The 23,213-nt window shown below is 33.6% G+C and carries 24 protein-coding genes and 1 riboswitch; of the genes, 10 read left to right on the top strand and 14 right to left on the bottom strand.

Annotated elements, in window-relative coordinates:
• Positions 1 to 414 precede the first annotated feature (414 nt).
• From AB3G33_RS08185 to AB3G33_RS08170, 4 genes are read left to right on the top strand one after another with little or no spacing between them, the layout of a single operon-like run.
• Entirely contained in the window at positions 415 to 882 is a 468-nt protein-coding gene (locus AB3G33_RS08185) for a (2Fe-2S)-binding protein (RefSeq protein ID WP_367774061.1), read from the top strand.
• Positions 875 to 3,058, top strand: a complete 2,184-nt coding sequence (locus tag AB3G33_RS08180) for a molybdopterin cofactor-binding domain-containing protein (RefSeq protein WP_367774059.1) — start codon at positions 875 to 877, stop codon at positions 3,056 to 3,058. The genes AB3G33_RS08185 and AB3G33_RS08180 overlap by 8 nt, the downstream gene beginning before the upstream one ends.
• Positions 3,059 to 3,110: 52 nt before the next feature.
• Entirely contained in the window at positions 3,111 to 3,872 is a 762-nt protein-coding gene (gene xdhC, locus AB3G33_RS08175; protein ID WP_367774058.1) for a xanthine dehydrogenase accessory protein XdhC, read from the top strand.
• Positions 3,862 to 4,491, top strand: coding sequence for an NTP transferase domain-containing protein (locus AB3G33_RS08170; RefSeq protein ID WP_367774056.1), 630 nt, complete (start codon positions 3,862 to 3,864; stop codon positions 4,489 to 4,491). The genes xdhC and AB3G33_RS08170 overlap by 11 nt, the downstream gene beginning before the upstream one ends.
• Before the next feature lie 61 nt (positions 4,492 to 4,552).
• Here AB3G33_RS08170 and AB3G33_RS08165 read toward each other — a convergent pair whose 3' ends face one another.
• From AB3G33_RS08165 to AB3G33_RS08150, 4 genes are read right to left on the bottom strand one after another with little or no spacing between them, the layout of a single operon-like run.
• Positions 4,553 to 5,083 (bottom strand): DUF4252 domain-containing protein, encoded by a 531-nt coding sequence (locus AB3G33_RS08165; protein ID WP_367774055.1) that lies wholly within the window; start codon positions 5,081 to 5,083, stop codon positions 4,553 to 4,555.
• A gap of 1 nt (position 5,084) precedes the next feature.
• A complete protein-coding gene (locus AB3G33_RS08160; RefSeq protein WP_367757756.1) occupies positions 5,085 to 5,615 on the bottom strand; it encodes a DUF4252 domain-containing protein in 531 nt (176 codons plus the stop codon).
• Positions 5,616 to 5,629: 14 nt separating this feature from the next.
• Entirely contained in the window at positions 5,630 to 6,073 is a 444-nt protein-coding gene (locus AB3G33_RS08155) for a hypothetical protein (RefSeq protein WP_367757754.1), read from the bottom strand.
• A complete protein-coding gene (locus AB3G33_RS08150; protein WP_367774052.1) occupies positions 6,060 to 6,569 on the bottom strand; it encodes an RNA polymerase sigma factor in 510 nt (169 codons plus the stop codon). Before AB3G33_RS08150 ends, AB3G33_RS08155 begins: the two co-directional genes overlap by 14 nt.
• 171 nt (positions 6,570 to 6,740) lie before the next feature.
• On the opposite strand from AB3G33_RS08150, the gene AB3G33_RS08145 reads away from it, so the two are divergent.
• Both AB3G33_RS08145 and AB3G33_RS08140 read left to right on the top strand, forming a co-directional pair.
• On the top strand, positions 6,741 to 8,186 hold the full coding sequence (locus AB3G33_RS08145) for a S41 family peptidase (RefSeq protein ID WP_367774050.1): 1,446 nt from the start codon (positions 6,741 to 6,743) through the stop codon (positions 8,184 to 8,186).
• 74 nt (positions 8,187 to 8,260) lie between these two features.
• A complete protein-coding gene (locus AB3G33_RS08140; protein ID WP_367774048.1) occupies positions 8,261 to 8,878 on the top strand; it encodes an N-acetylmuramoyl-L-alanine amidase in 618 nt (205 codons plus the stop codon).
• A gap of 79 nt (positions 8,879 to 8,957) precedes the next feature.
• Here the strand turns inward: AB3G33_RS08140 and AB3G33_RS08135 are convergent, their stop codons facing one another.
• The 7 genes from AB3G33_RS08135 to AB3G33_RS08105 all read right to left on the bottom strand — a co-directional run bounded on the left by AB3G33_RS08135 (position 8,958) and on the right by AB3G33_RS08105 (position 15,964).
• A complete protein-coding gene (locus tag AB3G33_RS08135; protein WP_367774046.1) occupies positions 8,958 to 10,871 on the bottom strand; it encodes a TonB-dependent receptor plug domain-containing protein in 1,914 nt (637 codons plus the stop codon).
• A gap of 76 nt (positions 10,872 to 10,947) precedes the next feature.
• A riboswitch (cobalamin riboswitch) is annotated at positions 10,948 to 11,176 on the bottom strand.
• Between the two features lie 106 nt (positions 11,177 to 11,282).
• A complete protein-coding gene (cobC, locus tag AB3G33_RS08130) occupies positions 11,283 to 11,804 on the bottom strand; it encodes an alpha-ribazole phosphatase (RefSeq protein ID WP_367774044.1) in 522 nt (173 codons plus the stop codon).
• Entirely contained in the window at positions 11,789 to 12,586 is a 798-nt protein-coding gene (locus AB3G33_RS08125) for an adenosylcobinamide-GDP ribazoletransferase (RefSeq protein ID WP_367774042.1), read from the bottom strand. The genes cobC and AB3G33_RS08125 overlap by 16 nt, the downstream gene beginning before the upstream one ends.
• A gap of 56 nt (positions 12,587 to 12,642) precedes the next feature.
• Complete coding sequence (gene cobT, locus AB3G33_RS08120) at positions 12,643 to 14,319, bottom strand: nicotinate-nucleotide--dimethylbenzimidazole phosphoribosyltransferase (protein ID WP_367774040.1); 1,677 nt, start codon at positions 14,317 to 14,319, stop codon at positions 12,643 to 12,645.
• Positions 14,320 to 14,354: 35 nt separating this feature from the next.
• A complete protein-coding gene (locus AB3G33_RS08115; RefSeq protein ID WP_367774038.1) occupies positions 14,355 to 15,005 on the bottom strand; it encodes a diphthine--ammonia ligase in 651 nt (216 codons plus the stop codon).
• The gene (cobU, locus tag AB3G33_RS08110; RefSeq protein ID WP_367774036.1) at positions 15,005 to 15,517 is read right to left on the bottom strand and encodes a bifunctional adenosylcobinamide kinase/adenosylcobinamide-phosphate guanylyltransferase; all 513 of its coding nucleotides are present in this window, start codon (positions 15,515 to 15,517) and stop codon (positions 15,005 to 15,007) included. Before cobU ends, AB3G33_RS08115 begins: the two co-directional genes overlap by 1 nt.
• A 60-nt stretch (positions 15,518 to 15,577) precedes the next feature.
• Complete coding sequence (locus tag AB3G33_RS08105; RefSeq protein ID WP_367774033.1) at positions 15,578 to 15,964, bottom strand: DUF5522 domain-containing protein; 387 nt, start codon at positions 15,962 to 15,964, stop codon at positions 15,578 to 15,580.
• A 98-nt stretch (positions 15,965 to 16,062) separates the two neighbouring features.
• On the opposite strand from AB3G33_RS08105, the gene AB3G33_RS08100 reads away from it, so the two are divergent.
• From AB3G33_RS08100 to AB3G33_RS08085, 4 genes are all read left to right on the top strand, one after another.
• Entirely contained in the window at positions 16,063 to 17,205 is a 1,143-nt protein-coding gene (locus AB3G33_RS08100; RefSeq protein WP_367774031.1) for an ABC transporter substrate-binding protein, read from the top strand.
• A gap of 111 nt (positions 17,206 to 17,316) precedes the next feature.
• Positions 17,317 to 18,348 (top strand): iron chelate uptake ABC transporter family permease subunit, encoded by a 1,032-nt coding sequence (locus AB3G33_RS08095; RefSeq protein WP_367774029.1) that lies wholly within the window; start codon positions 17,317 to 17,319, stop codon positions 18,346 to 18,348.
• A 115-nt stretch (positions 18,349 to 18,463) separates the two neighbouring features.
• The gene (locus tag AB3G33_RS08090; RefSeq protein ID WP_367774027.1) at positions 18,464 to 19,243 is read left to right on the top strand and encodes an ABC transporter ATP-binding protein; all 780 of its coding nucleotides are present in this window, start codon (positions 18,464 to 18,466) and stop codon (positions 19,241 to 19,243) included.
• Positions 19,244 to 19,426: 183 nt separating this feature from the next.
• The gene (locus AB3G33_RS08085) at positions 19,427 to 20,278 is read left to right on the top strand and encodes a hypothetical protein (RefSeq protein WP_367774025.1); all 852 of its coding nucleotides are present in this window, start codon (positions 19,427 to 19,429) and stop codon (positions 20,276 to 20,278) included.
• Positions 20,279 to 20,324: 46 nt separating this feature from the next.
• On the opposite strand, the gene AB3G33_RS08080 is transcribed toward AB3G33_RS08085, so the two are convergent.
• The 3 genes from AB3G33_RS08080 to AB3G33_RS08070 form a co-directional block, all read right to left on the bottom strand.
• On the bottom strand, positions 20,325 to 21,932 hold the full coding sequence (locus AB3G33_RS08080) for a class I SAM-dependent methyltransferase (protein WP_367774023.1): 1,608 nt from the start codon (positions 21,930 to 21,932) through the stop codon (positions 20,325 to 20,327).
• Positions 21,933 to 22,042: 110 nt separating this feature from the next.
• Complete coding sequence (locus AB3G33_RS08075) at positions 22,043 to 22,495, bottom strand: tRNA (cytidine(34)-2'-O)-methyltransferase (protein WP_367774020.1); 453 nt, start codon at positions 22,493 to 22,495, stop codon at positions 22,043 to 22,045.
• A gap of 50 nt (positions 22,496 to 22,545) precedes the next feature.
• Positions 22,546 to 23,121, bottom strand: a complete 576-nt coding sequence (locus tag AB3G33_RS08070) for a pseudouridine synthase (protein ID WP_367774017.1) — start codon at positions 23,119 to 23,121, stop codon at positions 22,546 to 22,548.
• Positions 23,122 to 23,213 lie beyond the last annotated feature (92 nt).

Genomic DNA, 23,213 nt, shown 5'->3' with positions numbered 1-23,213 from the left:
TAAAACAGTAAAATTATTTTTGTGAAAATAGATTTATTTTAAAAATTAAAATAAAAGATTTGAAGCATTATATAAAACAAATGATGTGTGTAAATGACCGGTATTACATTTTCAATATAATAATGCAAATAGAATAGAAGAATTGATATAAAATAAAAAAAATAATTGCGATTAAAATAATTATCAAATATTCTAAAAACCAACTATTAATAATCATATTAATAAAATAAAAGGCTGCATTTATTAATCTTATAATAGAGAGTGCGATTTTAAACTTTCGTATTAAAAGCACATTCCTATCAACCTTAATACTTAAGTAATAAAATCTACTCAATTGAACCTAATTTTAAAAAAAAATTAAATTAGAAATAAAAAGCTTAAATTGGGGGTCCGTAACACAAATTGTAAAGCAACATGATTACACTTCAAATTAATGGAGAAAAACATCAGATAGATGTAGATCCAGAAATGCCTTTATTATGGGCTATTAGAGACATTATTGGCCTGACTGGCACTAAATTTGGCTGTGGAATAGGTGCTTGTGGCTCTTGCAAAGTATTAATTGACAATACTGCTACCTATTCGTGTTTGACACCTGTTTCTGCAGTTACTGGAAAAGAGATTACAACAATTGAAGGTACTCAAGAAAATCTACAATTATTGCAAAAATCATGGTCGGAATATAATGTTCCACAATGTGGCTACTGTCAACCTGGCCAATTAATTACTGCTACTTCCCTACTTAACTCAAACGAAAATCCTACAGACAAAGATATCGATGACGCCATGAGTGGTAATATTTGCCGTTGTGGCACCTACCAGCGAATAAAAAAAGCCATTCACCATACTGTTGAACTTAAAAATAAAGCAAACCATGAGTGATATTCATAACATGAGCCGTAGAAGTTTTGTTAAAAACATTGGTTTGGCCTCGGGTGGATTAATTCTAGCTGGTAGTACTTACTTATATTTCGATAAAAAAAAGCCTGAAAACAAAATTGAATTTAATCCTAATTTATTCGTTCAATTGAATTCTGATGGAAGTTTGATTTTAATTGCTTCCCGATCTGAAATGGGGAATGGAGTAAGAACCTCTTTAACTTCAGTCATTGCTGACGAAATGGATGCCGACTGGAATAAAGTGACGGTTAAACAAGCTATGGGTGACATAAAATATGGGGATCAAAATACCGATGGTTCTAAAAGTATTCTTTACCTATATGACACTATGCGAAAAATGGGCGCTACGGTTAGAGCCATGTTAATTACTGCTGCAGCAAAAACATGGCAAGTGCCCGAAGAAGAGTGTACCGCCGAAAATCATTTTATAATTCACTCTAGTGGTAAAAAATTAGAATTTGGAGCTCTTGTTGAATTAGCAAAAACACTTAAAGTACCCACAAACATAGTTTTTAAAAATCCAAATGACTTTAAATACATTGGTAAACATTTAAAAAGTATTGACATCAATGAATATGTAAATGGAGCTGCTGTTTTTGGATTAGACAAACGTTTACCAAATATGAAATTTGTAGCTATCGCACGTTGTCCCGTTACATTTGGAACCGTTAAATCTTTTGATAAGACTGCCGCAATGAAAATTCGTGGAGTGGAAGCCATAATTGAAATTCCTCGCATTAAAAGACCTTTTGGTCCTCTTGGTGGTGTAGCTGTAATTGCTACGAATACTTGGGCTGCATTCAAAGGTAAAGCTGCATTAGAAATTGAATGGAATTACGGCGAAAACGAAACGTATGATTCGGATCAATACATGAGTCAAATTACCGACAATGTCCATAAACCAGGGAAAGTGGCTAAAGAAATAGGCAATGTAAACGAAGGCTTTAAAGGAGGGCATAAAACTATCGAAAGCACCTTTCAACTTCCTCATTTAGTACATACCCCAATGGAAGTACCAAATGCAGTTGCTTGGGTTCAAGGAGATACTTGCGAAGTTTGGGCACCCACACAAGATCCTCAAACTGCCCGAAATGAAGTAGTAGATTATTTAAAAACAACTGTTGATAAAGTAACTTTAAATGTTACTTTTTTAGGGGGTGGTTTTGGAAGAAAATCAAAGCCAGATTATGTGGTAGAAGCTGTTATGGTATCAAAAATGATTAAAGCTCCTGTACAAGTAATTTGGACACGTGAAGACGATGTGAAGCATGGATATTATCATACTGTAAGTGCGCAATACATGAAGGCATCTATAGACAGTCAAGGTAATGTTACCAGCTGGCTACACCGATTTGCATTCCCTTCTATCATGTCGACCTTTGCGCCCGGAACTGATTTTCCAGCCGATTGGGAAATAGCCAGTGCAGCTAATATTCCTTATGCCATTAAAAACTTTAAGGTCGAAGTAGGTCAAGCACCTGCTCATGTGCGAATTGGATGGATGCGATCTGTAATTAATATTCCTCATGGTTTTTCGGTGAATGTATTTGCTGACGAATTGGCTTTTGCTGCCAATAAAGACCCATTAGAGTTTCGTTTGAATCTAATAGGCCCTGACCGAATCGAAGACACAAAAGATCCTCTAAAATACAACACAGCCCGACTTAAAAACGTTTTAAATGTGGTTGCAAAAAATGCCAATTGGGGAAAACCATTACCAGAAGGTCATGCTTACGGAATAGCGGTTCAATATAGTTTTTATAGCTACGTGGCCTCAGTTGTTGAAGTATCAATGGTAAATAATAAAATAAAAGTGCATAACATTTATACTGCTATAGATTGCGGAACCGTAATAAACAAAGATACCGTAAAAGCACAAATGGAAGGCGCCGCTATTTTTGGAATGTCATTAGCCTTTTATGGGAAAATTACTGCTAAAAATGGGGCGATTGAGCAAAATAGTTTTACTGATTACAAAATGATTCGAATGAATGAAATTCCAAATGTTCATGTTGAAATTGTGGAGAGTACCGAAAACCCAACTGGCGTAGGAGAACCTGGAGTACCCGTAATTGCTCCCGCTATTATAAATGCTATCTTTAAACTTACTGGTAAAAGGTACCATAATTTACCTTTGAGCGATTTTGATATTGTATAATATCATTTTTACCTGCTTAATCTATTATGCACTCCAACCAATAATTATTTTAATGAATAACTGGATTGAATTATTACACGAATTTAAAATTAAAAAAATACCCGTAGCTCTGGTTACAGTAACTAAAGTTTTAGGCTCTGCTCCTTGCAAAGTAGCTTCTAAAATGATTGTAACCTATCAAAAAAAGATTCACGGAACAATAGGTGGCGGTAAATTAGAATTTCAAATTATTGAAGAGGCAGTTAATGCAATTCATGAAAATCAAACAAAAGAATTCTCTTATACTCTGGGGCCTGAATTTGAGCAATGCTGTGGTGGCAAAGTAGAACTAATTATTGAACCTATGAATCAATCCCCTGAATTGTTTCTGTTTGGAGCCGGACATATTGGCATTGCTTTATGTGAAGTTCTAAAAGATACTCCTTTTAATATCACTCTTTTTGATACACGAGAGAATTGGAAAAACACTATTGAAATAGATAAATCAATTTTATTTAGTAGTGTTGCATTCGATCACTACAAACAAACGATCAATTGGGGAGACAATTGCTACGTAGTTATCATGACACATGATCACAAATTGGATTTTGAAATTACCGCATTAGCCGTTCACTCCAAAACAAAATACATCGGATTGATAGGCAGTAAAACCAAGAAAAATAAATTTAATAATTTATTGATTAACGAATTGGGTTTTACAGCTGGAATCAAAGCAGTTCATTGTCCAGTTGGACTAGATTTAGGCGGAACCAATCCCAAAGAAATAGCAATCAGTGTGGCATCTGAATTACTAAAAGTGTATTATGGCAAATAATACCGTTTTTATAGTACTTGCTGGGGGCAAATCAGAAAGAATGGGTATTGCTAAAGGTTTATTAGATTATAATAATACGTATTGGATTTTAGAGCAATTAGATCGGATTTCGAAAACACAAATCACAGAAGTCTACATTGGTTTGGGTTTCCATTACCAAGACTATTTCAACGCTATTCCATTGTTAGCTGAGGCGCAAACTCATTTTATGTATTTTAAAGAAATGAAAGTGAGAGTCGTTATTAATCCAAATCCAGAACGAGGTTCTTTTTCAACACTGCAAACTGTATTACAAAAAATAAAAACCAATCAAGCTGTTCTTATTAGTCCCATTGATATTCCAATTCCAAATGCTACGGTACTGAATGCAATAATTGAAATTAAAAATACCATTGTTCTCCCCAATTTTGAAGGCAAAAATGGTCATCCAATTAAACTATCTAACGCCTTTTGGAAATCTTTAACGCCATTAGATCCAAAAGAAGAAAATACAAGATTAGACTTCCAAATAAAAAAAGTGAATCTGGACGAAATTACTGAAGTAGAAGTTAATGATTCGTCAATCCTAAAAAATTTAAATACTCAAAATGATTGGACTGACTATTTGAACTCCAAATAAAAATCAAGCAAAAAAAGCCCCGATAAAATATATCGAGGCCTATAAATTTTAATACAATTAATTACTTTATTAATTGTTGCAAAGGTTTCAATTGCTCCATGTCAATATTGGACTTTTTCAGCACTTGCATCATTGTTATTATATTTGTTGGATTCATATCTTTTCCAATTACCCTAACAACTGCAAAACCAGCATCTTTTTTATTGGCATAAAAAACAAATTCTTCAATATGATCATCAGCCCCTACATAGCTTACTGATGCACCTTCTTTACCAGAACCAAATCTCATCAACTGTTGGTACTTTTTATCTTTCAAAATAGCATCCACTTTAGCACGTTGAACATCAAACTGATTTTTATTTTTATCTGTTAATTTAAATGCTAAAATATTCATCTTATCAAAAGATTTCAAAGCAGATGATTCAGCTATCGACAACTTCGTTTTGTCAACATTTAAAATATTTGGAGAAACATCCATTACAAGGAAATCTTTATTCTCTGTATTTTCTACAAAATATTTTTGTAGGGTGGGTTCTGAATTGCAGCTTACCAACAACAGGCATAAAAAATAAAAGATATAAACTGTTTTCATATTACTTTCTTCCTTTAGTTGCTTTCTTCAGGTCATCGCCACCAGGTATTCTCATTTTATCAGTTAAAACTGAAATTTCATTCAAGTCAAAATTACCTGTCAAAGACATTAACACCGTTTCATTTGTTTTACTTCCTCCTTCAATGAACATTAACAACTCTTTTATTTGACTGTCTGAGGCACCTGATTTTACTAATATTTTTATATTTTTACCACTGTCATTTACACGCATTAATTCTTCTAATCCAGCTGTTTTTATATATTTATCGGCTGCTGATTTCATATCAGCTGTTGCTCTAGAACTACTTGTAGTGAAAACTTTTAAGTTGTCTAATTTTTTGATTAAATTCATGTATTGTTGCGTTTCCTTATCAGATGCATCAACTTTTACTTTACTCATCAAGTCAAACATTTTTTTGTTGACAATAATTGAAGTCACATCATCTTGTCCATCAAATTTATCAAAAGCCGATTGGGCAAAAAACGGAGTTGCTATTAATGCAATTACTAGTGTGATTATAAATTTTTTCATTTTTTTAGTATTTGTTATTGTTTAAAAATTAATTGTTTTGAATCCTCGTATTCTTGAATGTAGTTAACACTTACTATGCCAGTATTTACATGAGTTGATAACATTGCCAATGCTTTCTGTGTTTCCTTTAAAGCAACCTCTGGATTAGTATAGGTCCCTAGGTCTTGATTAGCAACTTTATTATCAAAATACATATACGTACTAACACCTAACATAATAACAACTGAAGCTGCAATAGATAACCACGCTACTTTACGTTTTTTAGATTGTAGTGGTATTTCAGGTGCAAACTTTTGAGTTGCCGCAATAGAAAAATAATCAAATAAAGGCTTGTATTGCTCTAAATGCTGCGCAACATTTGGAGAAGAAAAATAATTTTGCAACTCTTTTTCATCCATACTACTTGTTTCCCCTTCGAAATATTTTTCTAAAAGTATTTCAATTTTATTCCATTCCATAATTATTAATTTTTGTCATGCATTCTCTTATCTTTTTTCTTGCTCTTGAAAGCGCTACACGAATAGCCGTTTCATTCATTTGCATAATTTTTGCAATCTCTTCAAATTCATATTGTTCAATATCTCTCATTTGAATTATGAGCCGTTGTTGTTCTGGCAATTGGTTAATAATTTTTCCAACCCAATCAAGACTATCATCATCTTCTATTTTCTTTTCTAAACTTGGAGTAGTATCAGCATAATTATCATGAACAATTTTAATATTATTAACCCTCTTAGATTTTAACTGATCCAAACAATGGTTTTTTGTTATTGTCATTGCAAATGCTTCTACACTATTAAAACCATTCAGACTTTCGCTTTTATGCCATAGTTTTACAAGTACTTCTTGGGTAGCGTCTTCTGCTTCTTCCGTGCTAATAAGCAGACGCTTTGCCAATCGAAAGAGTTTGTCTTTGAAAGGAGAAGTCAGTTCCAAAAATTGCACTTGATTCATATGTTACTACTTATTTTTTCTATTTTACGATTTGCAATTCGCTTGGCATACAATTTAAATCAATTGCCCTTATAATATCAAGACGAAACAGTTTAATTTTTGTTACAAAAAAACAAACAATTAAAACTAAAGATAGTATTTTTACGTTCATATACATATTAAACCCCAAATATGAGAACAACATTCAAGTTTACACTTTTATTATTTTTAGCTGCTTTAACCTTCCAGAGTTGTCAAGATCAAGATGACACAGCAGCACCAATAAATTTAGAGGTTCAAGATTTTATCTGGAAAGGATTGAATCAATACTATTTATGGCAAGCAGATGTGCCTAACTTAGCCGATGATCGTTTTGCTTCTCAAGATCAACTTAATGTATTTTTGAGAGGATATCCTGTTCCAGAAGAATTATTTGATGCGCTAAGAGTGGATAAAAGTATTGATCGCTTTAGCTGGATTGTAAGTGATTATTTAGAATTAGAGCAGGCCCTTGGAGGAATCTCAAAAAATCATGGAGCAGAATTTGGGCTTGTATACAAACCGGGAAGTACTACTGAAATATTTGGTTATGTTCGTTACATTCTTCCAAATTCTGATGCAGCGACAAAAAACATTCAAAGAGGGAGTATCTTTTACGGTGTTAATGGAACCCAACTTACTATAAGCAATTATCAAACTTTATTAGGAGCTGATAGCTATACTTTAAATTTAGCCGACTACAATGGAGGTGCTATTACATCTAATGGAAAATCAGTGGACCTAGTTAAAACAACGGTAGCCGAAAATCCAATATTAATAAACAAAGTTATTACAAATGGTGCACATAAAATAGGTTACCTGATGTACAATGGTTTTTATGCTGAATATGATACTCAATTGAATGCAGCATTTGAATCTTTAAAATCACAAGGTATTACTGACTTAGTATTAGATTTACGTTACAATGGTGGAGGTTCAGTACTTACTGCTACCCGCTTAGCCAGTATGATTACGGGACAATATACAGGACAAATTTTCGCAAAACAACAGTGGAACTCAAAGATAAACGACTATTTTGCCTCTAATAATCCAGAAGCCCTAAACAATAACTTTACAGACCAAATTGGGACAACACCTATCAACAGTTTAAATTTATCAAAAATTTACATCCTAACCACCAAAAGCACTGCGTCAGCAAGTGAATTAGTAATCAATGGCTTAAAACCCTATATGGATGTAGTACAAATAGGCGATATTACTACAGGGAAAAATGTTGGGTCGGTTACATTATATGACTCCCCTACTTTTGGAAAAGACAATAGGAATCCTAACCATCGTTATGCGATGCAACCAATAGTATTGAAGATAATCAATGCTGCTGGTTTTGGAGATTATTATAATGGCCTTACTCCTACTTACCAATTAAAAGAAAATTTAGGAAACTTAGACGTTCTTGGAAATAGTTCAGAACCTTTATTGAGTACGGCAATAGGAAAAATTACAGGAACAGGAAAAATGCTAAAACAAAACCCTGAACAAGATTTTAATTATTTTAAAGACACAAAATCGATTGACGGTTTACAAAACCAAATGTATATAGAGAAAGCACCAGAAGGGCTTTTAAAAGCATTGAAATAATTAACAGTAGAATATAATAAATTAGAATTCAATACGTTATATATAACCAACCTAATGTAAAAACTATGCTAGTTATGAAAAAACTTATTAAATCATTTTTAATTTTGATAGCTTTTACTTCTTTTGCTTTTATAAGCCCCAAAAATAAAGTACTAAAACAGATTAATGTAGTTATTGATGCTGGACATGGTGGAGAAGATTTTGGAATCACCCAAGATGATTTATCTGAAAAACAAATTGTAGAACAAGTGATTACAAAAATCAAGGCATTCAGTAAAAATAAAAATATCGTTTTTCATTTTACTCGATCGACAGATAAATTTATTCCATTACAAGATAGAACTGATTTTATAAATACAATCAAACCCGATTTGGTTTTATCAATACATGTGAACGCAAGTAAAAACAATACTACTTCAGGTATGGAATTTTATGTTTCAAAAGAATCTACCAATTATGAAAAGTCAAATACAATAGCCGAAAATTTTCAAACTAAGTTTTTAAATTCAAATTTTAAAGTTGCTGAAATAAAGAATGCGAATTTTTTTATTTTGAAAAACTCAGAGGTTCCAGCAGTTATAATGGAATTGGGATATTTAACTAATGAAAGTGACAAAAAAAATCTTTCTAATAATAACGAACAAAATCAAATTGCAAAAAAAATAATAGAATGTATTGCTGAATTAAAATAATACCATTTTCAAAAGCAAAAATCCCACTCCAAGAATTAACTTGAATGTGGGATTTTTTTTAACAATCTTGACTATTATATTAAAACAAAATATTCAAACCTACCTTAATATTTCTACCTCTTGTACTAAAACCTCTTGTCTCAACAAAATCTTTATCAAGGATATTATCAACAGCTCCAAAAATATTCATTCTGTTTTTAATAAGATCATAACGAACATTTGCATTAACTAATTGATAGTCTTTTAAAATTTCTGAATTCAATACAGCGTTATACGATGGGGCTGGATAAGTAGTGTATTCTGTGTAGCGATCCGAAACAAATTGATAAGCAGCACTAAATGCTAAACGTGGCGTGGCCTGAACATCAATTCCAGCATTCACTTTATGTTTAGGATTTAAAATACGCGATTGTCGCTCTAATTCTGTAAAAGTATAGTTTACATTAAAACTTACTTTATCGTTCGGAGCATATACCACCATTGTTTCTAACCCTTTTGCCTTATTTAAACCATTTACGTTAAAATATTTGTAGGTCATTAAATCAAAACCAATAGCATCTGTCTCTTCTCTTGTAAAAGCAACTGACGTTAAAGTTACTTTTTTACCGAACAGACTCGCTTCAAAACCTACCTCAGCAGTAGCATCTTTCTCAGGTGACAAATTCAAATCTCCGTAAGGTGAATACAACTGATATAAACTTGGAGTAACATATGCAGTACTATAAGAAGCTAAGATTTTCAATGGAAGGTTTTGCAATTTATAGGAAGGATTCACATTAAAAACCAAATTATTACCATACTTGCTATGAATATTCAAACGTGCTCCAGCATTTAAATTAAATCCAAACTCTGAATTATATACCGCAGTTAAATAAGGATCAATCATATTGAATTTTGCTAAACTACTTTCGATAGCATCATAATCACTTTTATTTGACATTTCATGGAATTGAAATTGAGCACCAGTAACGATAAACAATTGTGACGCAACATTGTATTTATTAAACACATCCGCATTTATACTTCTTGATTTGTAATACGAAAAGCTTCCGTAATTAAAAATCGATCTGTCAATCGAACTTGCACTTGAGTTCATCACAAATTCTCCTTTTTCATATTTGTACTTTGGAGAAAACCCAACTCTGTATTGTTCTGAGGTAGAAAAATTCATTTTATTATCCACAAATGATCCCGAATCAAAATCACTTTTCACTTTGTCATAATTAGCAGAAAAGTCCAAACTCAACTTTTTAGTTGGAGTAAATCCTAATTTCACTAATGAATTTATTCTTGAAAATTTATCTTTTTCAAAATCAACACCTTCATTTTCTGGCTTAGCTTCTGATATTCCTGTAGATTCAGTACTATTCAAGGAAGCAAAATAATTGACTTTATCGGTACGTCCGTTCAACGAAAAACCTTGATTATACTCCTGAGGTTTGTAATTCGCTTTATTAGCAACGGTTTGTGTACCCATATTCATATACACATTTCCAGCAATTTCTTTATTAGTTGCTTTTTTCAAAGTAATATTAATTACTCCCGTAGCTGCTCCAGAACCATATAAAGTACTTGCAGCCCCTTTCATAATTTCAATACTCTCCACTTGTTCTACAGGAAGCAAACGTAAATCATAGGATAAATTAATCCCCGACGCATCCGTAACTGGTACACCATCAATCAGGATTAAAACTTGATGTCCTCTTCCTCCGCGAATGTAAAGACCTAAATCCTTACCGTTACGGCTTTGGTTTCCATTAATTTCTACTCCAGCAACAGTACTTAAAACAGCAGCTAGAGATTGCCCTTGTTTTTTCTTTAAATCTTCAGCGGTAATCTTAACGATTACTTTTCCAGATTTTTCTTTTGGCAAAGCAAATTTTGAATCAGAAATTACAACCTCATCTAATTGATTTGACTTTTGTTCTTGTGCAAAACAATTCATTGCAAACAACAATGCAATCGCACTTATGCGAACGATTTTTTTGTTCATTTTAAAAATGTAAAATTTAATAAATTGGGGAGAAAAGCATAGAATGACCCATACCCAAACCTTTTTTCCCGAAAGTTTGATACTCGATGTAGTAGGCAGGTCTCCTGGCTTGCGTCTTGATGTTTACCTTCTCATTCGCCGTGGCGAACAATGGTTTTGTAGATAACAACAAGCTTTTTAGCTTACAGTTGCGGGTACAGCCCAAGATTACTCATTTAGAATTTTAGATTAAAATTCCAAAAAATTTACTTGATTCCCTTTTAATGTGCTTTGCAATAAAACAAACGCACAACCTCAATACGGCGGCAAAGATAAAACTAAATTCAGCTTTAAAACTAATTTGTAGAAACTATTGAGCATTTTTTTAAACAAAAGATACCAATTACTCACTAAACACTAATAAACAACTAGTTACAATTCTATTTTAACAACTGCACCAAAATTGACTTTATTATTAAATGCATCTTTTAGTGGTACATTAGTTACTTTACACAGGATACTTCTAATAACTCCTGCGTGTGCTACAATCACAATTGGTCTTTTAACGGTGCTTTTAAGTTCGTTTTCTAAAAAATCATTCACTCTATTATACAAATCAACAAAGGATTCTCCGTTAGGAACACTGACATTGACAAAGTCATTCATCCATGGTGTAAAATCATCAGGAGGAATCACATCCCACTTTTTCATTTCCCAATCCCCAAAATTCATTTCCATTAAACGAGCATCTGTAATTATTGAAGCCGAAAGATAATTAGCGAGTGTAGTACAACGAACTAAAGGACTGGAATACACAACAGCATCTTTTGGAATTTGGTTTTTTATTGAATCAAATAATTCCAAATACGGTTCCAAAATCTGAACATCCGATTGCCCATAACAAATTCCTTTTTCACAAACCGTCTCGGTGTGGCGTACTAAATAAACTTCCATAAAATAATTACTGATAAATAAATTACTACTTCACATACTTGTTGGGTTGCGCCTAAACAATCACCTGTATAGCCATCAATCCATTTTTGGAAATAACTCGCCAAAAAAAATCGCGTCAGAAAAACTGGTACTAAAACCAAAAGGAATTGCCACTGAAAACAAGCCAAAATTACAAGTGGCAATAACCCAAAAAAGAATGCACCTACTACTTCTCTCCATGTATAATTTTGTGCAATAGGTTTGCTTTTACTGCTTGCATCCTCTCTTGAATATTCATGAGTAAAAACAATCGAAATAGCTGCCAAACGACTGACAGCATGAGCCGAAACAAACAGTAGAAAAACAACTATTTGCGTCTGAATATTTAATAAATCGATTGTAGAAACTATATGGGATAAAGCCTGAAATTTTAATAAAAACAATAAAACTACTCCTATCGATCCATAAGCACCAATTGCACTGTCTTTCATGATTAAGAGAATTTTTTCTTTGGTCCATCCACCGCCAAAACCATCACAAACATCAGCAAAGCCATCTTCATGAAAAGCCCCCGTAACTAGAATAGAAGCAATCATAGAAACAATAACAGCTATTTCAGGACTTATTAAATAGCTAAACAAACTAAAAACACCAAATGCTACAACACCTACTATCCAGCCGATAAACGGAAAATAGCGAGAGGCTTTGTTTAAATAATCCGGGTTATGATCTATGTTTTTAGGACATGGAATCCGAGTATAAAACATTAAAGCCGTAAAAAATATATGTAATTCTTTTTTCATTTTATTAAGATTCTTTTTTTATCAAAGATGCATAGCAATGCATCGTAACATCGTATTTATGAGCCGCTAATCCCAGCACTTTCAAAACTAGCCATTTCATTTAAAAATGCCACAGCCGACTCAATAATAGGAAATGCAACCGCACAACCTGTCCCTTCGCCTAAACGCAATCCCAATTGTAAAACAGACTCAACTCCCAAATAATCCAGTAACTTCACATGTGCTTGTTCAGCTGAGCAATGGCAAAAAACAGCGTTCTTTATAATAACAGGATTTTTTTGATGAGCAATCAAAAAAGCCACACTACAAATAAATCCATCAACAAGAATTAGCATGTTATTTTCATAAGCCGCTTGTATTCCCGCAGCCATTTGCATGATTTCAAATCCGCCAAAATACGCTAATTTTTCCTCTAAATCTTCTGAACCCCAATAATTATCAACAGCGGTTTTAAGGATTTTTTGTTTCTGAATCAATTTTTCATCACTCACTCCTGTTCCTAATCCCACGCAATCTTCCAAAGGAATTTTAGTAATTAAACTCATCAAAACGGAAGCTGTCGAAGTATTTCCAATACCCATTTCACCAAAACCGATACAATTACTACCAGTTTTTGCAATAGCATCTACAACCGCGGCACCTTTAGAAAAACACAAATTCAATTCGGTTCTACTCATTGCAGGTCCAGTAGAATACGACTGAGTCCCCTTGCCTACTTTTGCTGAAATCAACTTGACATTAGGAGGGAAATCATAATTCACTCCAGCATCTACAATCGATAATTTAATATTATTTTGTTTGCAAAAAACATTTATTGCCGCTCCTCCTTCTAGAAAATTAGTTACCATTTGGCGTGTAACATCTTGTGGATATGAACTCACTCCATGTGTCGCAATTCCATGATCAGCAGCAAAAACTACAATATTGGGTTGAATTAGTTTGGGCTCTAATGTTTGGAAAACCTCACCTATTTGTTGGGCAAGTTTTTCAAGAATCCCTAATGAACCCGTGGGCTTCGTTTTAGCATCAATTTTAATTTTTAAAACTGCTGAAATATCATCTTTAGCATCTATTTTACCTTTTTTTTCCGTTGGTGTAATTTTACTCTTAGAATGCATCATCTTGATTTCTTCTATAAAAGGAACTTCTGATTTTTGTTTCCAGTTCAATTGTTGTAACATCGGTTGTTGATCATAATTAGTTGCGGGTTTGCCTACACAGAAGTAACCCAATGGTTCAATATGTTCTGGTAATCCTAGTAATTGTTTGAACTGATAATAATTTAAAATCGAAATCCAACCCATTGAAAATCCCTGCTCTGTCAAAGACAACCATATATTTTGAGCAGCACAAACAGCACTAAATTTAATTGCTTCATTGCTTCCTACGGTTCCAATAGTGAAATTATTCAAAACTGAACGGTCATAGCAAATCACGAGTCCTAGCGGAGCTTCTTCAATTGCTTCTAGTTTTAAAGCTTTATAATCTTCCTTTTGTTGTTTGCTATCGGTTTGATTTGCAGCTTTATTATCATAATCCAAAAACAATTCTTTAACCGCTTTCTTAATTTCGTCCGATTTGATCAGATAATATTTTGTAGCGTCGGTCAAACCCACAGATGGTGCCCAATGTCCAGCCTGAAGGGCTTTTTGGATAACGGCATCAGGAACTTCCTCATTTGTAAAATGTCGGGTGTCGCGACGGGATTTTAAAATTTCATCTAAATAGGTCATCGTAGTTTTTTATACTTGGTTTATTGATTCAATTTCTAAACGAAATCTTCCCAAACAATAAAACAATAGTCGTTATAGGTTTTTATCGAAAACTCAGGAAGGCTAATCCTTTCTGAAAAAAGAGGACAATTTAAAACCAAAGTATGAAACTCGCCGTTTTCACCACAAGGATCAATTCCTTTTTCTTTCAGTTCTACTGCTAATTCCTTCGTTAGTACTTTTCCTAAATAATTTTCGCCCATCATTGTATTGCAAGAAACAATCATAGTTTCTATGCCATTATCAATCATTTCGTTCACTAATGTGATTCGGTCTTGCTGCCACAAAGGCAAAATTGCTTTTAGAGAAGCTGCTTCACATACTTTATCTTCCCAGTCTTTATGGGCTTGCAAATCGATATCGCCAAAAACGGCGGCATCCAAATCATATTTTGCTTTAAGCGTTTTTAAAGTACTGATAAACTTTGCTTCATAATCACCCCATGTTGCAGGAACGCCTTCCAGAGGCAATTGCATTTTTTGGGCTTGTTGATTTAAAATTGACAAAGGCAATCCATGAGAACGGGATATTTTACCATTTTCGTTCATCATATTCAGCAATACTTTAGGAACTAAACCTTGATCAATTGCCTGCATCATGGCATAACAACTGTCTTTTCCACCACTCCAAGAAGTTAAAAAATTCATTATTGTCCTTTTATTGTAACAGGAATTCCTGAAACCATTAAAACCACTTTATCTGCTCTTTTTGCAATATACTGATTCATCCAACCTTGTAATTCGGTAAATTTTCGGCCAATATGCGTTTCAGCATGAACCCCCATTCCTATTTCATTGGTAACAATAATAATAGTCGCGTTTTCTTGATTTGCTATTTTGTCAAACTCTGCTTTGGCTTGTTCTAAACACAAAGCAACATCATTTTTAGTATCTATAAAAAAGTTAGTCAACCAAAGTGTAACACAATCTACTATCGCAACATTACCGGAGAAATCAATTTCACTCAAGTGCTTTTCTTTTTCGATGTTAATCCAGCGTTCATCACGGTCTTTTTGATGACGATCTATTCTTTTTTGAAAATCATCGTCCCATTTTCTCGCTGTTGCAACATACATGGGTTTAGCCGATAATTCTTTTGCTAAATTTTCAGCATAACTACTTTTGCCAGAGCGTTCTCCTCCTGTAATTAAATATATCATCTTTAATTATTAGTTATAAATTGTTAATTATTAAATAGATTTCAACCTATAAATTAGGCCTTAATTTGTTTTTTTTGGGTTTAAATTATATGGACAATGACGACAACCATTCGTACAACAACTTCCTCTTTTTAAATGAAAAAATGCTTTAAAAACATAATTCCCATTCTCTAAATAATAATCAATACCTTCAATCAAATTATTAGACTTAGGCAGCGAGGTCGCTTTATTATGGAGAACAGTTTCCTGAGTCAATGTCTTTACATACTCCTCAATTTTATCTGAACAAGAAACTTTAAAACATTTTGGGCAAAGACAATCAATTGCTGTTGTAGGAACAAATATCGGCGGAAAATCATTACACCAACATCTAGTTCCTTCTAATGTATCTCCACAACCAAAGTTAGTTCCACAACTTGAACACTGTTTCGCTTTTATTCCATTCATGCTGTAAAGATAGTATTTGTTGATTTTTTTTGGCTAAAAAATAAACAAGATTTTTTTTGTAATTTCTTTTACCTTTGCTTAAATCATAAAATAGCATCATGAAACTTTCTTCCTATAAAATTCTTTTACTAGTTGTTCTTCTCTCCTTCATTAGTTGTAAAAAAGCAGATAAATCAGAAACTAAATCCATTTTAAACGCAAAAAACGAAATTGAATATGCAAATAGCTTAGCCATATACAAGTACGAAGGCTTTTCTATAGTGAAGGTAATCAACCCATGGCCCAATGCTGAAAAAGATTTTACTTATATCTTAAAAGAGAAAAACAGCGCCATCCCAGATAGTTTGAAAAAATACAATACCATCCAGGTACCTCTAGAGTCGATTGTGGTAACTTCTACTACGATTGTCCCTTATTTGGAAATGCTAGGAGTGGAAAATCGATTGGCTGGATTCCCACATACAGACTACATTTCTTCTAAAAAAACCAGAAAATTAATTGATAATGGAACCGTTAAAAATGTAGGGCAAAACGAAAAATTAAATATAGAGCAATTGATAGAAATGAACCCAGAGCTTATAGTGACTTTTGGTATTGACAACAATAATCCAATGATTGATAATCTTGCAAAAAGTGGCTTAAAAGTATGTATTCAGGCAGATTGGATGGAGCAATCTCCTCTTGGAAAAGCAGAATGGATAAAACTGTACGGCGCTCTTTTTGGAAAAGAGAAAGAAGCCAAAACTCAATTTGACGCTATTATTAAAAATTACAAAGAAGCGTTGGATTTGGTTTCCACCAAAAAACCAACAGCAACAGTATTATACGGTTCCATGTACCAAGATCAATGGTATGTGGCCAAAGCCAATAGTTGGGTTGCACAATTTTTAAAAGATTCAAAAGTTAATTACCTTTGGTCAGACACCGAAGGAACGGGAAGTATTGGATTATCATTCGAAAAAGTATTAGAAAAAGCTAAAACAGCTCAGTATTGGATTGCTACAGGCCCTTATAAAACAGTAGCTGAATTAGAAAAAATCAATCCACATTACAGTCAATTTGATGCCTTTAAAACCAAACAAGTATATACTTTTGAGGGTAAAATAGGCGCTACTGGCGGAACGATATACTATGAATCAGCCCCTAGCCGACCCGATTTAGTCCTAAAAGATTACATCAAAATTTTCCATGCTGATTTACTTCCAAATTATACTTTTACCTTTGCACAAAAACTAAACTAAACTAAACTAAACTAAACCCTCTCCATAAGACAGCATACAAAACGGATTTCCGATTCGTTTTTAAAAACTGATCCATTATCAAAAACACAATACAAATAAAAAAAATACTAATTGAATAATCAAAAACGAAATATCATTTTATTCTCTTTACTGGCTATAGGATTGGTCGTTTTGTTTTTTATAAACATCAGTTTTGGCTCGATAACAATTCCGTTCAAGGAAGTTTACAACAGCTTAACGGGAGGACAAGCAAGTAAATCCACTTGGGAATATATTATTATTAATTACCGCTTACCCAAAGCTATCACTGCTGTTTTAGTTGGAATGGGACTTTCTATCAGCGGATTACTGATGCAAACTTTATTTAGAAATCCGCTTGCGGGACCTTATGTTTTAGGGCTGAGCTCAGGTGCAAGTTTAGGCGTTGCTTTTGTGATTTTAGGAGCTGCGTTTATGCCCTCATTTATCAGTACTATTCTATTGTCCTCTTACGGAATCGTTCTTGCGTCAACTATGGGAAGTTCTATCGTTTTATTAGCTGTTCTCCTAGTTTCTCATCGCTTGCGTGATACGATGGCCATTCTAATTGTAGGTTTGATGTTTGGTAGTTTTACCAGTGCCATCGTAGGAACACTTACGTATTTCAGCACGGCAGAACAATTACAAAAATTTACTTTTTGGTCTATGGGAACACTCGGTAATTTATCCTGGACCTCTATAACTATTTTATCCATTTCAGTTTTCATAGGATTACTATTAAGTCTATTTAGTATCAAACCCTTAAATGCATTATTACTTGGGGAAAACTACGCAAGAAGTTTGGGACTTAATTTCAAGAAAATGCGACTTACTATAATTCTTGCCACTAGTATTCTCGCGGGAAGTATCACGGCTTATGCAGGGCCAATTGCCTTTATAGGTTTAGCAGTTCCTCATATTGCAAAACTTATATTCCAAACTAGTAATCATTCGGTTTTATATTGGAGTACACTTCTTCTTGGCGCGGGAATCATGCTTGTATGTGATCTAGTTTCACAAATGCCAGGTTTTGATATAACTTTACCTATAAATGCGATTACGTCACTACTTGGTGCACCTATTGTAATTTGGTTACTAGTACGTAAGAGGAAAATGATGGGGTGATTGAACATAAAAACGACTTTATTTTTTATCTCATTTAGAAAATTTAGGCAATACTGTACCTTAACTCCTTGACGGTTTTATAAAAAAAGTTTAAAAAATAAACTCGAAAAAATTGATGAATAAAAACATCCTATCCACATCAAACCTAAGCATTGGTTACAAAACCAAAAGCGCAGTTACGACCATTGCTAAAAACCTCAACCTGAATTTACAGCAAGGAAAACTTATAGCATTAATTGGTGCTAATGGAATAGGGAAGTCAACTTTATTGCGCACTATTAATGGAATTCAAAAACCATTGGAAGGGGCTGTCTATTTGAATGATAAAAAAGTAACTGATTATGAACCATTAGAACTAGCCCAAAATCTAAGTATTGTTTTAACCGAAAAATTACCGCCTAGTAATTTGACGGTTTTCGAATTGGTCGCTTTGGGACGTCAACCGTATACCAATTGGATCGGAACTTTATCCGATGAAGATGTTGCTAAAATTAATGAAGCCCTTGAACTGACCAAAATCAGTCATTTGGCCTCCAAAAAGCATTACGAAATAAGTGACGGGCAATTGCAAAAAGTGTTGGTAGCACGTGCATTGGCGCAAGATACTCCTTTAATTATTCTTGATGAGCCTACCACCCATCTCGATTTACTGCACAAAGTAGCACTCTTCAAATTGCTAAAAAAACTAACAAAGGAAACAAATAAATGTATTTTATTTTCGACACATGATATCGATATGGCGATTCAACTGAGTGATGAAATGATTATTATGACGGCAGAAACAGTCATCCAAGACGAACCGTGCAATTTGATTTCAAAAGGGAGTTTTAATACAATCTTTAAAGACGAACACATTACATTCGATTCCGCAAAAGGGAAATTTGTTATTGTATAATCACTATTTCGCACCAACAGTTATTAATTCCATAATGGACAACAGAATTATCACAAAACATACCCAAAAAGCAAAGTGTATCAATTTTATACTTTATTGTTTTGTAAATTAGTATACCTCATTCTTATTTCCCCAAATTCAACTTATCTACATTATTAAAACTAATCTTTAAAAATTTTAATTATGGAAAATTTGTGTACTTTACTCAAAAAAGTGGTTCTATTGGGAAGCTTATTTTTTCTCTATTCTTGCAGTCAGGACGAAATGATTTCTACTGATTTACAAACAAACACCTCCAAACCTTTTAATGTAAAAACGAATGCAATGAAGCTCAATGTATTCAAGGGACCTCAAGTAACACTCGGATACGGAAAAGTGCGCTCCTGGATAAGTGTTGATGGCAGTGGTAATCCAAATGAAATTGGAATTGAAATGACCGCTGAAGCCTTATTAAATCCAGAAAGAGACAAAAATAATGCACCGCTGGCAGGTTCAACAATTGTTATTCCGCTACACCTTAAAGCACATCAGTTGACACCGTTTGATCATATCGGACTTAATTGGAATCCCAATGGCCATGAACCAGAACATGTTTTTGATGTACCCCATTTTGACATTCATTTTTATATGATCTCTCTCGACGAACAACTGGCTATACCAGCATGGTCTGAAAGCACAAATGATCTATTTAATAATTATCCGCCTTTGGGATATATGCCTGCTGATTATTTTACACCTCCTGATGGTGGTACTGCTGAAGCTCAAATGGGAAAACACTGGCTACCGTTAAACTTACCCGATTATTTGCCCTTTAGCAAAATTATGATCTATGGATCCTTTGATGGTGATTTGATATTTGTAGAACCTATGATAACTTTAGAGTATTTACTTTCTAATGAGGAATCTAGACTGAATTATTCTCAACCGGAACATTTTGCAAAAGCAGGTAATTACCCAACAAAATATAATATTTATCATGATGCCAAAACGGGCAGTACTTTTATAACACTGAGCGATTTTGTTATGCGAGATTAATTAAAAAAGAGGAAGCTTTTGATAAGGCTTCCTCTTTTTTTTTACCTTATTTCCCTTTTAATAAATTAACACTTACCGTGGCGATATTAGAATCTGGAAACCGTTTAAAAAATGAAATGTCTGGATACAAACCCGCTTCTGCAGCAATTTTATGCAATACAGGAATTTCTACAATATATTGATCCGAAAATCCATGAGTAGCATCATAAGCAGTTGCAGCCGTTTTCCCTAAATTAGCTGCAGTCAAAGCTGGAGGAATGGTATGTAACTCAATCATTAACAAGCCGTACTTATGCACATAAGGAGACCATTTATTAAAATGCTCTAGTAGATTATCTTCCACTACATTAGTACTAATCCTTTTTCCTCTGTGAGCAAAAGCACCAGTAGATTGGCTATCTCTTTCTGGAGAACGTTTTTTTGGTTCTTCCCAAATGCGGTTGTGATCCAAAAAAGTTCTCACATTCAGCACATCCTTTAAATCAATATTATAATTTCCCAATAAATCTTCGGCAAGCACATCTGGCCTACCGATATCACCCCAAATGACTTTAGCCCAAATATCCGCTTTTATTAAATTGGCTCGCGTTACTTTCAAAGCAGCTTGATTGTAATCAACACCTATGAGAAACAAAGGATAGTCATCAAGTATTTTTCCTCGAAAGGTTTGCCTTTCGATAACATTAAAAATATGTTCTAAGAAAGCACCATTGCCACAGCCCATATCTAAAATTCCTTTGGGTTGATCTTCTATTGGTAAATTAAACAATTGAATAATAATCTCATCGACAACCTTGAAGTAACTGTCATGAGCTCCACCGCTACCCCATACATTCATTTCACGGTCTACATGAATTTCGTCCTCCCCATCACTTGTATTTCGCAAAACATTAGGATTACCAAAAAGCAAATCATCCATTTTACTAAATGTAGGCAAATAGGAAACGGTTACTCCATAAGCAGATGCTCTTTTGGCAAAAAACAAACCCGTTTCTGTAAATTGATAATTTCCGTTTTTTTGGGTAAACCAACCCAAATAAGTCAAAAAATCCAGGATGACTTTAAAATTTTCTGGTGTTTTATGAAACTCTTCTGGTCGGAATGAGATTTCCATAAAATACTTATGAAACATTCCGCTCATTCCTAGTCTGACCAAAGTAGGACCAACTAATACCCCTTCAATATGCATCAATATTTGATGTTGTACTTCCTTGATTTTGGAGTCTTCTGAAAATACTAGATTGTAGTTTTTTTTATATTTTTCAAAAATGACTTTCAGCCTTTCAAAAGGAGCTTCTTCAAATAACCTAGGATGAAATTGCATCGAAAACTGTAACAGGTCAACCACATCCTCATAAAGGTCAAAAAAGGAAAAGGCAATTTCGCTTGTATCAGTCAAGCTAAATTTAATTTCATCTGTAGTAGTATTGATATGGTATTTCAAAAAACCTTGCGAACATAAAACGCGCAAACCTATATTGAGATACCCTTCATTAGCCGAAAAATGATTGGTAAGATCTGCTAAACTTACCTCCTTTTTATCCATCAAAAAAGCCAAAACTCCTTTTTTATGCAAAGAATAGGCTACTGGCGCAGTTACCAAACCATCTAAATGTCTAAAAATTGAACCACGGAGAGTAACTTTATCAATCATAAAAAGGAAATTTAAAATGAGTAGAATTCAGTTCTTATTGCAAATGAGGTACTCAAATATATAAAATTTCAATCGAACAATTGGGATAATTAGAATCTATATTGCTGCTATTACTTTAATTGAATTTGCCTTTTGGCTTCGCCAATTACAAATGCTACTGAATTGGCAATGTTGAAACTACGGATATTTGTTGACATCGGAATTTTTAAATGATTCTCGAATTGGGCCAAAACTTCTTTACTCAATCCCTTACTTTCTTTTCCAAAAACCAACCAATCACCATCTTGAAAATCAATATCCAAATACGATTTCGGGGCATGTGAACTCATTAAGAAAACTCTTGATGAATCTGGAACTATTGACTTCCATTCGGCTACATTTTGATATTGCGTTACATCAAGATGTACCCAATAATCAAGTCCCGAGCGTTTTAAATTTTTATCATTAATTACAAATCCAAAAGGATGAACTAAATGCAAACGACTTTCCGTTCCTACACACAAACGGCCAATGTTTCCAGTATTATTAGGTATTTCGGGCTCAACTAAAACAATGTTCAACATTAGTAATTATTTAAAGATTTAAAAATTAAAAGATTTAAAAGATTAAAGTATTAATCTTCGGTATTAAAATCGGAGACTTCTATTACATCACCAGATTGTAAGTTGTCAAGATGTACATTCCCTATACGAACACGAACCAATCTTAAAGTAGGAAAACCTACAGCAGCAGTCATTTTACGTACTTGTCTAAACTTTCCTTCATTGACCGTGATCGAAGCCCAAGAAGTTGGACCATGACGTTCGTCACGAATTTTTTTCCCTCTAAGTCCAAAATTAGGTACTTCATGAATCAAACTGGCATTGCATTTTTTAGTAATGTATTTTGTCCCGTTGAAACCTATTTCTACCCCTTCTTTCATCAGGTCAACGGCGCTCTGAGTGATTACACCGTCCACTTGTACATAATATTCTTTATCTACTTTTTTTGATCGTATCATTTCGCTCATCTTACCATCAGTAGTCAGTAACAAAAGTCCTTCTGAATCTTCATCTAAACGACCAATTGCCATAGTCCCTAATGGAAAATCGTACAATTCCCCTAAAAGTTTCTTTTTTCTTTTCAACTCATAAATAAACTGACTTAAATAACCGTAGGGTTTGTGGAGGATAAAGTGTTGGTGGGGCATACTATTTGAACTATTTTATGCAAAAATACATTTTTAAATTGTCTGATATCAATTTTTAGGAATCTCACCCATCTTTTGCTACTTTTACTATT

Origin of the sequence: Flavobacterium sp. WC2421 (assembly GCF_040822115.1) — a bacterium.
Taxonomy (GTDB): domain Bacteria; phylum Bacteroidota; class Bacteroidia; order Flavobacteriales; family Flavobacteriaceae; genus Flavobacterium.
This window is presented reverse-complemented; position numbering and strand designations above follow the sequence as displayed.

Excerpts from the sequence above, each read along its gene's own strand:
- AB3G33_RS08185 (WP_367774061.1), top strand. The coding sequence starts at position 415 with ATGATTACACTTCAAATTAATGGAGAAAAACATCAGATAGATGTAGAT.
- AB3G33_RS08180 (WP_367774059.1), top strand. The coding sequence starts at position 875 with ATGAGTGATATTCATAACATGAGCCGTAGAAGTTTTGTTAAAAACATT.
- xdhC (WP_367774058.1), top strand. The coding sequence starts at position 3,111 with ATGAATAACTGGATTGAATTATTACACGAATTTAAAATTAAAAAAATA.
- AB3G33_RS08170 (WP_367774056.1), top strand. The coding sequence starts at position 3,862 with ATGGCAAATAATACCGTTTTTATAGTACTTGCTGGGGGCAAATCAGAA.
- AB3G33_RS08165 (WP_367774055.1), bottom strand. The coding sequence starts at position 5,083 with ATGAAAACAGTTTATATCTTTTATTTTTTATGCCTGTTGTTGGTAAGC.
- AB3G33_RS08160 (WP_367757756.1), bottom strand. The coding sequence starts at position 5,615 with ATGAAAAAATTTATAATCACACTAGTAATTGCATTAATAGCAACTCCG.
- AB3G33_RS08155 (WP_367757754.1), bottom strand. The coding sequence starts at position 6,073 with ATGGAATGGAATAAAATTGAAATACTTTTAGAAAAATATTTCGAAGGG.
- AB3G33_RS08150 (WP_367774052.1), bottom strand. The coding sequence starts at position 6,569 with ATGAATCAAGTGCAATTTTTGGAACTGACTTCTCCTTTCAAAGACAAA.
- AB3G33_RS08145 (WP_367774050.1), top strand. The coding sequence starts at position 6,741 with ATGAGAACAACATTCAAGTTTACACTTTTATTATTTTTAGCTGCTTTA.
- AB3G33_RS08140 (WP_367774048.1), top strand. The coding sequence starts at position 8,261 with ATGAAAAAACTTATTAAATCATTTTTAATTTTGATAGCTTTTACTTCT.
- AB3G33_RS08135 (WP_367774046.1), bottom strand. The coding sequence starts at position 10,871 with ATGAACAAAAAAATCGTTCGCATAAGTGCGATTGCATTGTTGTTTGCA.
- cobC (WP_367774044.1), bottom strand. The coding sequence starts at position 11,804 with ATGGAAGTTTATTTAGTACGCCACACCGAGACGGTTTGTGAAAAAGGA.
- AB3G33_RS08125 (WP_367774042.1), bottom strand. The coding sequence starts at position 12,586 with ATGAAAAAAGAATTACATATATTTTTTACGGCTTTAATGTTTTATACT.
- cobT (WP_367774040.1), bottom strand. The coding sequence starts at position 14,319 with ATGACCTATTTAGATGAAATTTTAAAATCCCGTCGCGACACCCGACAT.
- AB3G33_RS08115 (WP_367774038.1), bottom strand. The coding sequence starts at position 15,005 with ATGAATTTTTTAACTTCTTGGAGTGGTGGAAAAGACAGTTGTTATGCC.
- cobU (WP_367774036.1), bottom strand. The coding sequence starts at position 15,517 with ATGATATATTTAATTACAGGAGGAGAACGCTCTGGCAAAAGTAGTTAT.
- AB3G33_RS08105 (WP_367774033.1), bottom strand. The coding sequence starts at position 15,964 with ATGAATGGAATAAAAGCGAAACAGTGTTCAAGTTGTGGAACTAACTTT.
- AB3G33_RS08100 (WP_367774031.1), top strand. The coding sequence starts at position 16,063 with ATGAAACTTTCTTCCTATAAAATTCTTTTACTAGTTGTTCTTCTCTCC.
- AB3G33_RS08090 (WP_367774027.1), top strand. The coding sequence starts at position 18,464 with ATGAATAAAAACATCCTATCCACATCAAACCTAAGCATTGGTTACAAA.
- AB3G33_RS08085 (WP_367774025.1), top strand. The coding sequence starts at position 19,427 with ATGGAAAATTTGTGTACTTTACTCAAAAAAGTGGTTCTATTGGGAAGC.
- AB3G33_RS08080 (WP_367774023.1), bottom strand. The coding sequence starts at position 21,932 with ATGATTGATAAAGTTACTCTCCGTGGTTCAATTTTTAGACATTTAGAT.
- AB3G33_RS08075 (WP_367774020.1), bottom strand. The coding sequence starts at position 22,495 with ATGTTGAACATTGTTTTAGTTGAGCCCGAAATACCTAATAATACTGGA.
- AB3G33_RS08070 (WP_367774017.1), bottom strand. The coding sequence starts at position 23,121 with ATGCCCCACCAACACTTTATCCTCCACAAACCCTACGGTTATTTAAGT.